This window comes from Microbulbifer sp. S227A, from assembly GCF_049800935.1.
Genome location: NZ_JBNAFZ010000008.1, coordinates 218,472 through 234,347, shown reverse-complemented (window position 1 = coordinate 234,347; position 15,876 = coordinate 218,472). Strand labels below are relative to the sequence as shown.

General features: G+C 63.7%; 11 protein-coding genes. 4 read left to right on the top strand and 7 right to left on the bottom strand.

Annotation, left to right across the window (positions count from 1 at the left end):
- Position 1 precedes the first annotated feature (1 nt).
- From ACP15R_RS19150 to ACP15R_RS19130, 5 genes are all read right to left on the bottom strand, one after another.
- Entirely contained in the window at positions 2–1,786 is a 1,785-nt protein-coding gene (locus ACP15R_RS19150) for a peptidoglycan D,D-transpeptidase FtsI family protein (RefSeq protein WP_424987838.1), read from the bottom strand.
- Complete coding sequence (gene ftsL, locus ACP15R_RS19145; protein WP_424987837.1) at positions 1,783–2,133, bottom strand: cell division protein FtsL; 351 nt, start codon at positions 2,131–2,133, stop codon at positions 1,783–1,785. The genes ACP15R_RS19150 and ftsL overlap by 4 nt, the downstream gene beginning before the upstream one ends.
- Positions 2,133–3,176 (bottom strand): 16S rRNA (cytosine(1402)-N(4))-methyltransferase RsmH, encoded by a 1,044-nt coding sequence (gene rsmH, locus ACP15R_RS19140; RefSeq protein WP_424987836.1) that lies wholly within the window; start codon positions 3,174–3,176, stop codon positions 2,133–2,135. The genes ftsL and rsmH overlap by 1 nt, the downstream gene beginning before the upstream one ends.
- Positions 3,130–3,648, bottom strand: a complete 519-nt coding sequence (gene mraZ / locus ACP15R_RS19135; RefSeq protein WP_424987835.1) for a division/cell wall cluster transcriptional repressor MraZ — start codon at positions 3,646–3,648, stop codon at positions 3,130–3,132. The genes rsmH and mraZ overlap by 47 nt, the downstream gene beginning before the upstream one ends.
- Before the next feature lie 742 nt (positions 3,649–4,390).
- Positions 4,391–5,458, bottom strand: a complete 1,068-nt coding sequence (locus tag ACP15R_RS19130) for a P-loop NTPase (RefSeq protein ID WP_424987834.1) — start codon at positions 5,456–5,458, stop codon at positions 4,391–4,393.
- A 232-nt stretch (positions 5,459–5,690) separates the two neighbouring features.
- Here ACP15R_RS19130 and ACP15R_RS19125 point away from each other — a divergent pair, with 232 nt between their 5' ends.
- Together ACP15R_RS19125 and cls are read left to right on the top strand one after the other, a co-directional pair.
- Positions 5,691–5,900, top strand: coding sequence for a DUF1127 domain-containing protein (locus ACP15R_RS19125; RefSeq protein ID WP_424987832.1), 210 nt, complete (start codon positions 5,691–5,693; stop codon positions 5,898–5,900).
- Positions 5,901–6,352: 452 nt separating this feature from the next.
- Positions 6,353–7,780, top strand: a complete 1,428-nt coding sequence (cls, locus tag ACP15R_RS19120; RefSeq protein WP_424987831.1) for a cardiolipin synthase — start codon at positions 6,353–6,355, stop codon at positions 7,778–7,780.
- 12 nt (positions 7,781–7,792) lie between these two features.
- Here the strand turns inward: cls and ACP15R_RS19115 are convergent, their stop codons facing one another.
- Complete coding sequence (locus tag ACP15R_RS19115; protein WP_424987829.1) at positions 7,793–10,138, bottom strand: ATP-dependent helicase; 2,346 nt, start codon at positions 10,136–10,138, stop codon at positions 7,793–7,795.
- Positions 10,139–10,198: 60 nt separating this feature from the next.
- Positions 10,199–10,999 carry a glycoside hydrolase family 19 protein gene (locus tag ACP15R_RS19110; RefSeq protein ID WP_424987828.1) on the bottom strand — a complete coding sequence of 267 codons (801 nt, stop codon included), beginning with the start codon at positions 10,997–10,999 and terminating at the stop codon, positions 10,199–10,201.
- Between the two features lie 119 nt (positions 11,000–11,118).
- Between ACP15R_RS19110 and ACP15R_RS19105 the strand changes: the two genes are divergently transcribed.
- The gene (locus ACP15R_RS19105) at positions 11,119–12,267 is read left to right on the top strand and encodes an alpha-hydroxy acid oxidase (protein WP_424987827.1); all 1,149 of its coding nucleotides are present in this window, start codon (positions 11,119–11,121) and stop codon (positions 12,265–12,267) included.
- Between the two features lie 115 nt (positions 12,268–12,382).
- On the top strand, positions 12,383–15,823 hold the full coding sequence (locus ACP15R_RS19100; protein WP_424987826.1) for a pyruvate carboxylase: 3,441 nt from the start codon (positions 12,383–12,385) through the stop codon (positions 15,821–15,823).
- Positions 15,824–15,876 lie beyond the last annotated feature (53 nt).

Genomic DNA, 15,876 nt, shown 5'->3' with positions numbered 1-15,876 from the left:
GCTAGTTTGAAGTCAGCCTTATACCAGCGGATTGCCCCGGTTCAACGTCAGGACGCACCCCCAGAAGCGGTGCGATGCGACCGATCATCTCGGCCGCGACAGGCACCGCAGTCCAGCCGGCGGTGCGCCGGGGCTTGCTGCCGGAATTCTCGGACGGTTCATCAAGCGTGACGATCAGTACGTATTTCGGATCCTGCACCGGGAACAGGGTGGCAAAGGTCGCGATGACCTTGTCTTCGTAATACCCGCCGCGCGGCTTGGGCTTGTCGGCGGTCCCGGTCTTGCCGGCCACGCCGTATCCGGGCACCTCGCCAAAGCTCGCGGTGCCTTCGGTCACCACCCGGCGCAGCATGTAGCGCGACGCCGCCGCTGCCCGGTCGGACATCACCCGCGGCCCGTATTGCGGCCCGTCCTGGCGCAGGATCGTGGGCTTTACGTAAAAGCCGCCATTGGCAATCGCCGCATAGCCCGCCGCCAGATGCATCGGGCTGACCGAGAGGCCATGGCCATAAGAGATCGTCATCGCACTGAGTTCGGACCAGTTTTTCGGCAGCAACGGATCCGCGCCGCTGGCCTCGACCACCTCGAACGGCGTCGCCGACAACATGCCAAGCGCACCCATGAACTGTTTCTGGCGCGCAGCGCCGATCTGCTGCGCCAGCCGCGCGGTGCCGATATTCGAGGACTTTTCGATGATCTTGGTCACCGACAATTCCTTGCCGTAGTAGTGGAAATCCGAAATCCGGAACTTGCCCCACCGCAGCGGCCCGCGAATGTCGATCATGGTTTCCGGACCAACCAGGTTCAGGTCCATCGCCTGGGCGGTGGCAAAGATCTTGAAGGTCGAGCCAAGCTCGTACACGCCCTGAACCGCACGGTTGAACAGCGGGCTCACCGAGGGGTCAAATCCCGAGGTGGGCGGGCGCGGGCGCTCGTTGGGGTCGAAATCGGGCAGCGACACGACCGAGATCACTTCGCCCGTATGCACATCCATCAGGATCGAGGTGGCCCCGCGCGCATTCATCAGCTTCATGCCGCCATAAAGCACCCGTTCGGCCGCCGCCTGCACCGTCAGGTCCAGCGACAATTGCAACGGTTTCGTCCCGTTGGACGGATCGCGCAGGTAATCGTCGAACTGCTTTTCGACCCCGGCAACGCCGATCACCTCGGCGGCATTCACGCCCTCCTTGCCAAAGCTCGCCCCGCCCAGCACATGCGCCGCAAGCGTGCCGTTGGGATACAGCCGCATCTCGCGCGGGCCGAACAACAGCCCCGGATCGCCCAGGTCATGCACCGCCTGTTTCTGCTCGGGGCTGATCTTTTTCTTGATCCAGACAAACTTGCGCTTGCCGGTGAAATCCCTGAGCAACCGGTCCGATTCGAGATCGGGGAAAATCCGCGCCAGCCCCTCGGCGGCAGCCACCGGATCGATCAGGTTGGGCGGCTGTGCATAGAGCGAATGGGTCTCGAAATTGGTGGCCAGGATTCGGCCCTTGCGATCGACGATATCCGCACGCTGGGTGGCAATGGTGGTATCGCCGCCGCTTGCAACCGGCTCCTTGGCCTCGGACGTGGCAAGGAACCCCATGCGCAGGCCAACCACGCCGAAAGCGCAGAAAAAGAAAAAGCCCAGAACCAGCAATCGACCCTCGGCGCGGGCGCGGGTACGGTCGCGCATTTCCTCGTGGCGGCGGCGGATGTTCTCGCGCTCGATGACGTCGGGGTTTTCCCCCTTGGCCCGCGCCGACAGGATGCGGGCCAGCGGCCGCAGCGGCGTGCGGATCATAGCGGCTCCTCCACGGCCAGCGTGGAAATGTCGATCGGGTTCATCAGCGGCAGCATGTCTACCGACGGATAGCTCACCTCGTCGACCCGGCCGAACTGGTCCGGGCGCAGCGGCAAAAGGCCCAGCCGGTCGAAATTGATATTCGCCAGTTCGCGCAGCCGGTTGGGCCGGTTCAGATAGGCCCATTCCGCGCGCAGCACGCTGAGCCGCGTCTGGGCCGTTCCGATTTCACGCTGCAACTGCCGGGTTTCACCCAGAACCCGCTGGGTGGCATAGTTTTCCCGATAGGCCCAGAAGGCCAGTCCAAACACCGCCAGGGCGGCCAGAACATATGCGATGCTGCGCATCAGCGTCCTCCTTTCAGCTGTGGTGTTCCGATGGCCTGTGCATCGACATCGCCGGCGGGGGCCTCGGTGCGGATCGCAACCCGCAGCTTGGCCGACCGCGCGCGCGGGTTCTCGGCAAGTTCGACCTCGTCCGGCCCGATGGCCTTGCGCGACTTGAGCGTGAATTGCGGCGGGGCCTGTTCGGCTTCGGGCGCATAGCGGTTGGCCCGCCCCCCCTGTCCGGCACGCGCGGCGAGGAACCGTTTGACCATGCGATCCTCGATGGAATGGAAACTCACCACCGCGAGCTGCCCACCGGGGCGGAGCGCCCGCTCGGCAGCCATGAGGCCGCGATAGAGCTCGTCATATTCCTCGTTGACCGCAATGCGCAGCGCCTGGAAGCTGCGGGTGGCCGGGTGCGATTGGCCGGGCTTGGCGCGCGGCAGGCAGGCTTCGATGACCTCGGCCAGTTGCAGTGTGCGGGTGATCGGCGCGTCGCTGCGTGCCCGGATGATCGCCCGCGCGATCCGCCGGCTGGCGCGTTCCTCGCCATAGTGGAACAGGATGTCCGCCAGCACGCTTTCGCCCGCCTCGTTCACCAGATCCGCCGCCGATGCCCCGGTTTGCGACATGCGCATGTCCAGCGGCCCGTCTTTCATGAAGGAAAACCCGCGTTCGGCCAGGTCCAGCTGCATTGACGACACGCCTAAATCGAGCACCACGCCATCCAGGTCGCTGGCATAATCGTCCATCCGCGAGAACACACCCTGCTGCATGCGCAGCCGGTCGCCATATTGCCCGGCCCAGCCCTGCGCCATGTCAAAGGCCAGCGGATCGCGATCGACGGCCACAACCCGCGCCGCCCCCGCGTCGAGCAGCCCGCGTGTATAGCCGCCCGCGCCAAAGGTCCCGTCAAGCCAGACACCGCCTACCGGCGCAACCGCGGCCAGCAGCGGGCGCAGCAGCACCGGGATATGCGCATCAGACCTCTCCGGATTGGCCTCGCCCGACATCCGTTCAAGCCCCGGCATCGCTGGGCGGTGCGGCACCGTCCAGGAAGACAAGGGGATCGAAATCGTCGGGAAGATCGTCCAGCCAGGCCTCGGTCTTGGCCAATTCCTCGGTATCATAGGTCTCGGGCTTCCATATCTGGAACGTGTCGCCGGCAGCGATGAAAAACGCCTCACCCTCCAACCCGATCTTGTTGCGCAGCTTGGCGGGCAGAACCAGGCGCCCGGTCTCGTCAACATTGGTCGGAAAGGATTGACCGTGGAACAGGCGCTGCAACATCTTGCGCTCCATCGAACCACGCGGCATCGCGTCGATCTTGGCATCGACCTCGTCGATGGCCTCCATCGTGTAGCATTCCAGGTAGTTTCGCCGGTGATCGCCATAGACGATCACGAGCTCGGGATTGTCGCCGGGCTGAAAATTGGGATCGCCGGATTCCAGAACGCGGCGAAAGGAGGCCGGGATCGTCACCCTGCCCTTGGTGTCCACCTTGTGGTGGCCTTCGCCTCTGAACCTGCGGCCCAAGTTCCCTGCCTTTCCTTGCGTGTCCCGACGCCCGTCCGTTCGCCCCCCTGAATGAGAAACGGCGGGTTGATCCGCTGCCACCGATCAACCCGCCGCCATCGTCCCGCTGAGCGGGTGTCCAGTCGCGCGCGCCACCTGGGGGGATGTCTGCTCGCTTGCGCGCCGGATCTCTTGGTCTGATGAAGTCGAAGCCTGTATGAAACCTGCTTATCGTTGGTCCGGGGTCGTTCGCTGCCCCTGCTGTCTTCTTCATCCGATGACCAAGGGATCGCACGGGAATTCATGGGACGCAATAGTTTTTTATGGGAAAGCGCTAAGCAGCCAACGCCCGATTGATCAAGATAACCCCCGAAATTCACATAATCTGTGGAATTTTTGTCACAAATTGAGCACCATTAGGGAGCAACCACAACATGTAGTAAAATCGAACCACTTGAAAAATTTCCCACGATTTCCCGAAATATTTCCCACATGTGGCATTCCCGACTCGGATGTTCATGTTAAGTTCTGATTTCCACTGGAAAATCCACAGCGGCACATGGGAAATGTCCCGCTTGATTCGAGTCATTTCGCCCGCATTGCCAGGGCGTCCCATGATTTCCCAGACCGGAGTACCCCGGCCGAATTGCGCGCGCGGGCACAGGCAGCGCCGGACTATACATATGTCACACTATATATATAGACAGTGGAATATGGGCGCGCCCAATCGGCACCGTTCCGGGCAGACGCAATGCGGGTTGGCTCAGGCCATGCCGCCATCAACAAGACGCCGCGCCATCCGGGCATAGGCATCCGCCGCCGGACCTTCACCCGCCGCGACGGGCGTGCCCGCATCCCCCGCGAGACGGGTTTCAAGGTCGATGGGCAACGCCCCCAACAACGGAACACCCAGCTTCTCCGCTTCGGTGGCCACCCCGCCACGACCGAATATCCGGTGTTCAGAGCCGCAATCCGGGCAGACAAAGCCCGACATGTTCTCGATCATCCCCAGCACCGGCGTCTTGAGCGTGGCAAACATGTCCAGCGCCTTGCGCGCATCCAGCAATGCCACGTCCTGCGGTGTGCTGACCACGATGGCCCCGGTCAATTGCGACTTGGTGCAAAGCGTAAGCTGTACATCCCCGGTGCCCGGTGGCAGATCGACAATCAGCACATCGAGCGCGCCCCATTCCACCTGGCCCAGCATCTGTTGCAGTGCCCCCATCAACATCGGCCCGCGCCAGACAACTGCTTTGCCCTCCTCGACCATGAACCCGATCGACATCAGCGTGACCCCATGGGCCCGCAACGGGATGATGGTCTTGCCATCAGGCGAGGCGGGCCTGCCCGAGGCCCCCATCATGCGCGGCTGGCTGGGACCGTATATATCGGCATCGAGCAGCCCGACCCGACGCCCCGCCCGCGCCAGCGCCACGGCGAGATTCGAGGAAACGGTGGATTTGCCCACGCCGCCCTTGCCCGACGCGATTGCGATGATCCGGTCCACCCCGCCAGGTCGGATTGGACCGTCCTGCGGCTTGGGATGCCCCCCGATCTTGAGACTTGGTGCGGCGGGTGCGGGCGCCGCGTGGGCGGTCAAGGCCACCGACACGCTCTCGACGCCTTCCACCGCCAGCACGGCGGCCTCGGCGGCCCGGCGCAGCGGCTCCATCTGCTGCGCGATCGCTGGCGACGGGGCCTCGATCACGAAACGCACCGCGCCGCCCTCGATCGAGATCGCCCGCACCATGTCGCGACTCACGAGATCACCGCCATCTGGCAGAATCAGAGTGGAAAGTGCTTCTTTTACATGACCTTGCGTCAACTTCATAAGGTGACTCCCCGACTATTGTTTACGCTGACAGAACGATCGCCACCCAAGACGGCAAATTCGCCCGCATTCTGGGCAAATTCGGCGCAAGTGCCCGTAAAACATACATTTACCCCATGCAATTGCTGCATAGCAGCATTGTTCAGACTTCTATTGTGCATCTGCAGCATTCGCCTATCTTGGTGTCAAGTTGAAGCGCTAACAAACGCTGGCGCATCTGAGGTAAAGAACAATGAGCACACTTGCACTGAAGAAATCAAACAGCGCCCCGGTTGCAGCTGACTGGCTGCAGGGACTCAAGACACGCTTTCAGAACTATCGCGTCTACCGCGAGACCCTGAACGAACTGTCGGCCCTCTCCGATCGCGAACTCGCGGATCTGGGTCTGCACCGCTCGATGCTCCGGCGCGTCGCGCACCAGGCGGCCTACGAGGCACGCTGACCGCAGGGTCAAACCAGTTAACCGGATTCAGACCCTCCTCTCCTCCTCCCTGGAGAGTCTGTTTCTAGCGGCGGCACCCCTCCTCCTCCCTGGTGTCGTCGCATCTTTCTACCGGTCCTACGGACCGGACCCCATACACCGGGCGCTCTCCTCCTCCCTGCGCCTTGGTGTTGCAAGAGTGCGGCGGCACCTCTCCTCCTCCCTGGTGTCGCCGCGCCTCTCATACCGGTCCTACAGACCGGACCCCATACACCGGGCGCTCTCCTCCTCCCTGCGCCCTGGTGTTGCAAGAGTGCGGCGGCACCTCTCCTCCTCCCTGGTGTCGCCGCATCTTCTCTCCCTCGCGTAACATCCCGAACCGCAATCAGGCCAAGGCACCCGTTGCCAATCTGCAGCAAATCATTTCTGCTGGCGATGAACCGCACCCCTGTCCTGACGAAGAGACCGCTTCGATGCTTGCCCTGTGGCTCCATGTCCTGATCGTCGTCTCGTTCAGCATCCGTATCCTGCTGCGCGAGGATCTCGCCGCGACTACGCGCCTGGCCTGGTTCATGGTGATCAGCGTCCTGCCGGCCTTTGGCTCGGTGCTCTATTTCCTGTTCGGCGAGGTCGATCTGGGACATACCGCCAGCAAACGGATTGCCGCGGTCAGCAAGAAAATTCACGCCGCCGGGCGTGATCTGCAACCCGGCGAACACGATCCCAGCGATCAGATTCCCGATCGCTTTGTTCCCGCCTTTTCCTATAGCCATTCGATCAACGGCTTTGCGCCGGTCTCGGGTAACGCGGTCGAGCTCATGCCCGACGCCCAAACCGCGCGGGACCGGCTGATCGAAGATATCGACGCGGCCCGGCACCAGGTGCATGTGCTGTATTACATCTGGCTTGATGACGAGACCGGCACCAATACCGCCCATGCGCTGATCCGCGCGGCGCGGCGCGGCGTGACCTGCCGGGCGATGGCCGATGGTCTGGGCTCGCGGGTTCTGGTGAAATCCGCGCTCTGGGCGGAAATGCGCGCCGCCGGTGTCGAAGTCTCGGTGGCGCTGCCGATCAACAACCCGATCGCGACGATTCTCAAGAGCCGGCTCGACCTGCGCAATCATCGCAAGATCACGGTGATTGACGGAAAGATCACCTATTGCGGCAGCCAGAATTGCGCCGACCCCGAATTCCGGGTCAAGGCGCGCTATGCCCCGTGGGTCGACATCATGCTGCGCATCGAAGGCCCGGTCGTGGCACAGAACCAACTGCTCTTTGCCGCAGACTGGATCGCCCATTCCGGTGGATCACTTGCCGATTTCCGGCTGTCTCCGGAGCGGCACGATCCCGGTTGCATCGCGCAGATCATGGGTGACGGTCCCACCGAACGCAGGCGGGCCACGCCGCACCTGTTCTCGGCATTGATGAACGGCGCTCGGAGGCGTGTCACCATTTCGACCCCCTATTTCGTGCCCAACGCCATCGTCCTCGAAGCAATCTGCGCCGCTGCCTTTCGCGGGGTGGCCGTAACGATGATCTTTCCGAAACAGAACGACTCGTGGATCGTCGCCGCCGCCAGCCATTCCAGCTATCGCAACCTGCTCGAAGCCGGGGTGGTGGTTCACGAATTCCGGGCCGGGCTGCTGCATGCCAAGACCCTGACCATCGATGACGAGGTCAGCCTGATCGGATCGTCCAATCTCGACCTGCGCAGCTTTGATCTGAATTTCGAGAACAACCTGCTGCTGTGTGATCGCGCGATGACCGCCGATATCACCGCGCGGCAGGTCGACTATATCGCCGACTCCGATCTTGTGACCCTTGCAGATGTCGATGGCTGGAGCCGTCCGCGGCGCATCTGGAACAACGCGGTGGCCACCGTCGGCCCGATCCTGTGAGCGGGTACCGCCTCAGAACGGGATATCGTCGCTGGCGCTGACAAAGCGGGCCACCACCTTTTTCGGCCCCGCCTTTTCGAACTCGATCTCAAGCTTGTCGCCTTCGATTCCGGTCACCGCGCCATAGCCGAATTTCTGGTGAAAAACCCGCTCGCCGATGGTGAAACTGCTCACCGCGTTCAGGTCGATCACCGTGTTGCGGCTTTCCTTTGGCTGCGACAACCCGCGCTCGCCCGAGCGCGCCTGCAAGCGCTTCCAGCCCGGCGAGTTATAGCCATCCGCCCTGGCCACCCGCTCCGAGATGTCAGATTGCCCCATGCCCGCCGCGCCATAGCCGCCGCCATACAGCCCCGGCGGGGTCAGCACCTCGACATGTTCCTCGGGCAGCTCGTCGATGAAGCGCGACGGCATCTGTGACTGCCATTGCCCGAACACGCGCCGGTTGCCGGCAAAGGAGATCGTGCACAGTTCCTCGGCGCGGGTGATGCCCACATAGGCCAGCCTGCGCTCTTCCTCGAGCCCCTTCAAACCACTTTCATCCATGCTGCGCTGTGACGGGAACAGCCCGTCTTCCCAACCGGGCAGGAACACGGCGGGAAACTCCAGCCCCTTGGCCGCGTGCAGGGTCATGATGCTGACCTTTTCGCCGGCATCGTCCTTTTCATTGTCCATGATCAGGCTGACATGTTCCAGAAACCCTTGAAGATTTTCAAACCCTTCCAGTGCCTTGACCAGCTCCTTGAGGTTTTCCAGCCGTCCCGGTGCCTCGGGTGTCTTGTCGTTCTGCCAATGGGCGGTATAGCCGCTTTCATCCAGGATGATCTCGGCCAGTTCCATATGGGTCATCCCCGCGTCACCCGCCATACGGCCCCAGCGTGCGATGCCGTCGACCAGCGCCGCCAGAGCCGCGCCCCCCTTGCCCTTGATCAGCCCGCCCTGCACCGCCAGCCGCGCACCTTCGACAAGCGGCACGCCATTGGCCCGCGCGGTGGTCTGGATGGTCTGCTGCGCCTTGTCACCGAGGCCACGCTTGGGCGTGTTGACGATCCGCTCGAACGCCAGATCGTCTTCGGGGCTGACCACAACGCGGAAATAGGCCATGGCATCGCGGATCTCCATCCGCTCGTAGAATCGCGGCCCACCGATCACCCGATAGGGCAGACCGATGGTCAGGAAGCGGTCTTCAAAGGCGCGCATCTGGTGGCTGGCGCGCACCAGAATTGCCATTTCGTCCAGCCCGAAAGGTCGCATTCCGCGGGCGCCACGCTGCATCGCCTCGATTTCCTCGCCGATCCAGCGAGCCTCTTCCTCGCCATCCCAATGACCGATCAGCCGGACCTTTTCGCCATCGTCGGCCTCGGTCCACAATTCCTTGCCCAGCCGCCCCTCGTTGCCGCGGATGACGCCCGAGGCCGCCGCGAGGATATGCGGGGTCGAACGATAGTTCTGCTCGAGCCGCACCACATGCGCACCGGGAAAATCCTTTTCGAACCGCAGGATATTGCCCACCTCGGCGCCGCGCCAACCATAGATCGACTGGTCGTCATCCCCGACACAGCAGATGTTGCGATGCGACGCCGCCAGCAGCCGCAGCCACATGTACTGTGCCACGTTGGTATCCTGGTACTCGTCCACGAGGATGTAGCGGAACCAGCGCTGGTATTGTTCGAGCACGTCGCTATGGGTCTGAAAGATCGTCACCATGTGCAACAGCAGATCGCCGAAATCGACGGCGTTCAACTCTTTGAGCCGCGCCTGGTATTGTGCATAGAGTTCAACGCCCCGATGATTATAGGCGCCCGCATCCGCCGCCGGCACCCTGGCCGGGGTCAGGGCGCGGTTTTTCCAGTCATCGATGATCCCCGCCAATTGCCGCGCGGGCCAGCGTTTGTCGTCTATTCCGGCGGCGGAAATCAGTTGTTTCATCAGCCGGATCTGGTCGTCGGTATCCAGGATGGTGAAATTCGATTTCAGCCCGGCCAGCTCCGCATGACGGCGCAGCAGCTTGACACAGATCGAGTGAAAAGTGCCCAGCCACGGCATCCCCTCGATCGACTGGCCCAGCATCCCGCCCACGCGCGTCTTCATCTCGCGCGCGGCCTTGTTGGTAAAGGTCACCGCCAGAATCTCGTTCGGACGGGCCGCGCCCGTGTTCATCAGGTGCACGATCCGCGCGGTCAGCGCCTTGGTCTTGCCTGTGCCCGCCCCGGCCAGCATCAGCACCGGACCCTGCAATTGCTCGACCGCCGCGCGTTGTGCCGGGTTCAGCCCGTCAAGATAGGGTTGCGGACGCGCGGCCATGGCGCGGGCCGAAAGCGATCCGCCCTCAAAGGCGTCGATATCGTCAAAACTGCTCATGCGGGCAATGTAGACCATGCCGCCGGGCAGGAAAAGGGATGTTCGCGGCTTGTTCCCGGCTTAATCGATGCCGCGCAGAACCGCGAGCAGCGCCTCGCCGCTTACCCCGAAATGGGCCTCGGCGGCCTCTTGGGCGGCCTTGGTCTTGGCCCCGAACAACCCGTCGATCGGCCCCGGATTGAACCCTGCGTTCAACAGCAGCGCCTGCCATTCGGCGGTGCTGGCATCCCCGGTCAGCTCTGCATGGGCCTTGCCGGTCAGCACCTCGCGATCCGCCAGCCCGTGGGTGCCGCCATTGACCCCCTTGCTGACCATGACGATGTCGGGAACGTCGGACCACTCCAGCAGGTTCCGCCCCGACCGCCGCGTCCGCGCGAAATACTCCGCCGCGATCAGCCAGCAAATATCCGGATCCGCCGCGCGGTCGGGGTTGGCCACCAGATCCTCGCCGATCGCCGCGCCGTAGCGGGTATAGTTGTCCTTGCCGGTCAGTTGCAGAAAGCCGCGCCCCCGATAGCGCCAGCCCTCCCCCGAAGCCGCGTTTCCATTGCCCATGCGGTTGGCATAGACCCGGTTGGCAATCTTCTCCGGTTGACGGGCAAAGGAGTTGGTCTCGGCCTGGGAGACGAAATGGCGGCGAAAGATCTTCCACAGCCCGGCGGCGGAATAGTTGAGGTTTTCAAACCGCGTCCTGAACCGCGCGCTTTCATGGGCGCATTGCCCGATCAGGCTGGCGCGCCGCCGGTCCGTGTTGACCCCGATTTTTTCCAGTTTCGTTTCAACGGCTTGCCATGCGGAAAATGCGGCGGTGGCCGTGACGGACGAGGACGCGCAAACGCGAATTGCGGTTTCAATGGTCATCGGAAACTCCAAACAAATAGCTCATAAAAACTCGACAACCATAGCACGAAACCGCATTTCCATCCAGTCCGGGCGCTGTTAACGCTTGCGCTGCGGCGCGGCACAAAGGAAAAGACGGTATGGATTTGCACAGCAGCTATCCCGGCCTGATCGACCTGAAATGGCGCGCCCAGCGACGCCTGCCACGATTTGTCTGGGATTTTCTGGACAGCGGCACCGGCACCGAGGCCACCAAGTCCCGCAACCGCGCTGCACTTGACCGGATCGGGTTCACGCCATCGATCCTGCACGGTCCGATTGAACCGGACGTGCGCACCACCTTGCTCGGCCAGCCCTATCCTCAGCCCTTCGGCATCTCGCCCATCGGCATGTCCGGCATGGTCTGGCCCGATGCCGAGGCCCTGCTTGCGCGGGCGGCGGCGCGCGCGGGGGTACCCTATTGCCTTTCGACCGTGGCCAGCGCCAGCCCCGAGGATGTCGCCCCGCATCTTGGCGAGCACGCATGGTTCCAACTCTACCCGCCCAAGGATGGCGAGATTCGGCGCGACCTGCTCAAGCGCGCGCGGGACGCGGGGTTTGGCACTCTGGTGCTGACGGTGGATGTTCCGGTGGCGTCGCGACGCGAACGCCAGACCCGTTCGGGGCTGACCCACCCGCCGCGCCTGACACCCCGGCTGATGGCACAGGTCTGCTTGCGTCCAGGCTGGGCAATGGGAATGGCGCGCAAGGGAATGCCGCGCATGCGCACGCTCGACAAATACATCGCCGGCGCGCAGGCCAACCTGCCCCCCACCGCGCATATCGGCTATCTGCTGCGCACCTCGCCGGACATGGACTATGTCAGATGGCTGCGTGACAATTGGGACGGGCCGTTCCTGATCAAGGGAATCCTGCGCCCCGGAGATGCCGCGCCACTGGAACAGGTCGGGGTCGACGCGCTCTGGGTGTCCAACCACGCCGGGCGGCAATTCGACGGTTCGCCTGCCAGTATCGAGGTCCTGCCCGCCATCCGGGCGGCAACATCGCTGCCGCTGATCTTTGACAGCGGTATCGAAAGCGGCCTCGACATCCTGCGCGCCCTGGCCCTCGGGGCCGATTTCGTGATGCTGGGGCGCGGTTTTCACTATGCGCTCGCGGCTCTGGGCGCGCCGGGGCCGGCGCATCTGATCGATCTGCTCACCCGGGACATGCAGGCCAATATGGGACAGATCGGGGCCCATGACCTGCAGACTTTGCCACCCCCGACGGACCTTCCCCGGCTATGCTGAATCTTGGCAATGAATCGCCAGACAGGCCACGGGATGATTACCACCTAAGCAGACGTTTACGTCTGGCAACAAGCTGATTAGAAACGCCGAAACGCTACGGCAGCAGGAGACCACAATGCCCGAATTCAACAAGATCTTGGTAGCGAATCGTGGGGAGATTGCGATTCGCGTGATGCGTGCTGCGAACGAGATGGGAAAACGGACGGTTGCGGTTTATGCGGAGGAGGACAAGCTCGGGCTGCACCGGTTCAAGGCGGACGAGGCCTATCGGATCGGTGAGGGCATGGGTCCGGTTGCGGCCTATCTGTCGATCCCCGAGATCATCCGCGTGGCGCGGGAATGCGGCGCGGATGCAATCCATCCGGGCTATGGGCTGTTGTCGGAGAACCCGGATTTCGTGGATGCCTGCGACGCGGCGGGCATCACCTTTATCGGGCCGCGCGCCGAGACGATGCGCGCCCTTGGCGACAAGGCCAGCGCGCGCAAGGTGGCGATTGCCGCCGGGGTTCCGGTGATCCCGGCGACCGAGGTTCTGGGCGAGGACATGGAGGCGATCCGCGCCGAGGCGGCGGAGATCGGCTATCCCCTGATGCTCAAGGCGTCCTGGGGCGGCGGCGGGCGCGGCATGCGCCCCATCCAGAAGCCCGAAGAGCTTGAGGAAAAGGTCCGCGAGGGCCGCCGCGAGGCCGAGGCGGCCTTTGGCAACGGCGAGGGGTATCTGGAAAAGATGATCACCCGCGCCCGCCATGTGGAGGTGCAGATCCTCGGTGACAAGCAGGGCGGCATGTACCACCTGTACGAGCGTGACTGCTCGGTGCAGCGGCGCAACCAGAAGGTCGTGGAACGCGCGCCCGCGCCCTATCTGAGCGAGGCGCAGCGGGCCGAGATCTGCGAGCTGGGCTACAAGATCTGCAAGCATGTGAATTACGAATGTGCCGGCACGGTCGAGTTCCTGATGGATATGAATGATGGCAAGTTCTATTTCATCGAGGTCAACCCGCGCGTACAGGTCGAGCACACGGTCACCGAAGAGGTCACCGGCATCGACATCGTGCGCGCGCAAATCCTGATCGCCGAGGGCAAGACCATCGCCGAGGCCACCGGCAAGCCGGCCCAGGACGATGTGAACCTGAACGGTCACGCGTTGCAGACCCGCGTCACCACCGAGGATCCGCAGAACAATTTCATCCCCGATTACGGGCGCATCACCGCCTTCCGCTCGGCCACCGGCATGGGCATCCGGCTGGATGGCGGCACCGCCTATGCGGGGGGGGTCATCACCCGCTATTACGACAGCCTGCTGACCAAGGTGACCGCCTGGGCGCCGACGCCGGACATGGCGATCGCGCGGATGGACCGGGCGTTGCGCGAATTCCGGGTGCGCGGCGTATCCACCAACATCGCCTTTGTCGAGAACCTGCTCAAGCACCCGACATTCCTGGACAACACCTATACCACCAAGTTCATCGACGAGACGCCGGATCTGTTCCAGTTCAAGCGCCGCCGCGACCGGGGCACCAAGGTCCTGACCTATATCGCCGACATCACTGTGAACGGTCATCCCGAGGTCAAGGACCGGCCGCGCCCGCGCGCCGACCTGCGCCTGCCCCGCGCCCCGGCGCAGCGCGGCGAGCCGATGATGGGCACCCGCAATCTGCTCGAGCAAAAAGGGCCGCAGGCGGTGGCCGACTGGATGAAGGCGCAGTCGCAGCTGCTGATCACCGACACCACGATGCGCGACAGCCACCAGTCGCTTCTGGCCACCCGGATGCGCTCGATCGACATGATCCGGGTTGCGCCCTCTTATGCCACCAACCTGCCGGGGCTGTTCTCGGTGGAATGCTGGGGCGGGGCAACCTTTGACGTGGCCTATCGGTTCCTGCAGGAATGCCCCTGGCAGCGCCTGCGCGACCTGCGCGCCGCCATGCCCAACGTGATGACCCAGATGCTGCTGCGCGGCAGCAACGGGGTGGGATACACCAATTACCCGGACAACGTGGTGCAGAAATTCGTGCGCCAGGCGGCGGAAACCGGGGTCGACCTGTTCCGGGTGTTCGACGCGCTGAACTGGGTCGAGAACATGCGCGTGGCGATGGACGCGGTGCTTGACTCGGGCAAGCTCTGCGAGGGGTCGATCTGTTACACCGGCGACATCAACGACCCGGACCGCGCCAAGTACGACCTGAAATACTATGTCGCCGCCGGCAAGGAGCTGCGCGACGCCGGGGCGCATATCCTCGGGCTCAAGGACATGGGGGGCTTGCTGAAACCCACCGCCGCCAAGGCGCTGGTCAAGGCGCTCAGGGAAGAGGTCGGCCTGCCGATCCATTTCCACACACATGACACGGCCGGGGTCGGCTGCGCCACCATCCTCGCCGCCTCCGAGGCCGGGGTCGATGCGGTGGATTGCGCGATGGATGCGCTGTCGGGCAATACCAGCCAGCCGACGATGGGCTCGGTGGTCGAGGCGCTGCGCCGCACCGGCCGCGACACCGGGCTCGACATGGGCGCGATCCGCGAGATCAGCGAGTATTGGGAACAGGTGCGGGCGCAATACGCCGCCTTTGAATCCGGCCTGCAAGCGCCCAATTCCGAGGTCTACCTGCATGAAATGCCCGGCGGGCAGTTCACCAACCTCAAGGCCCAGGCGCGCTCGCTCGGGCTCGAGGAACGCTGGCACGAGGTGGCGCAGACCTATGCCGACGTGAACCAGATGTTCGGCGACATCCCCAAGGTCACGCCGTCTTCCAAGGTGGTGGGCGACATGGCGCTGATGATGGTCAGCCAAGGCCTGACCCGCGCCGATGTCGAGGACCCGGATGTCGACGTCTCCTTCCCGGATTCGGTCATCGGCATGATGCGCGGCGATCTCGGCCACCCGCCCGGCGGCTTTCCCGAGGTCATCACCAGCAAGGTGCTCAAGGGCGAGGCCCCCAACATGGAGCGCCCGGGCAAGCACCTGCCCCCGGTCGACCTGGACGAGGTCCGCGCCAGCGTGACGGCCGAACTGGAAGGCAAGGAGGTCGATGACGAGGATCTCTGCGGCTATTTGATGTATCCCAAGGTGTTCATGGATTACATGGGCCGCCACCGCAGCTATGGCCCGGTGCGCACCCTGCCGACCACGACGTTCTTTTACGGCATGCAGCCGGGCGACGAGATCAGCGCCGAGATCGACCCCGGCAAGACGCTGGAAATCCGCATGCAGGCGGTGGGCGAGACCAATGACGAGGGCGAGGTCAAGGTGTTCTTTGAACTCAACGGCCAGCCACGCGTGATCCGCGTGCCCAACCGGATGATCGCCGCCACCACCGAGAAACGTCCCAAGGCCGAGGCAGGCAACCCCAACCACATCGGCGCCCCCATGCCCGGTGTGGTCGCCACGGTCGCGGTCTCGGCCGGCCAGACCGTCAAGGAAGGCGACCTGCTCCTGACCATCGAAGCCATGAAGATGGAAACCGGCCTGCACGCCGAACGCGACGCGACAATCAAGGCCCTGCATGTCGCACCAGCAAGCCAGATCGACGCAAAAGACCTGCTCATCGAAGTGGAGTAGGGCGGCGGCGCGCAACGATCGAACGCGGGGCGCATTTTGCGGAATGCGCCCCC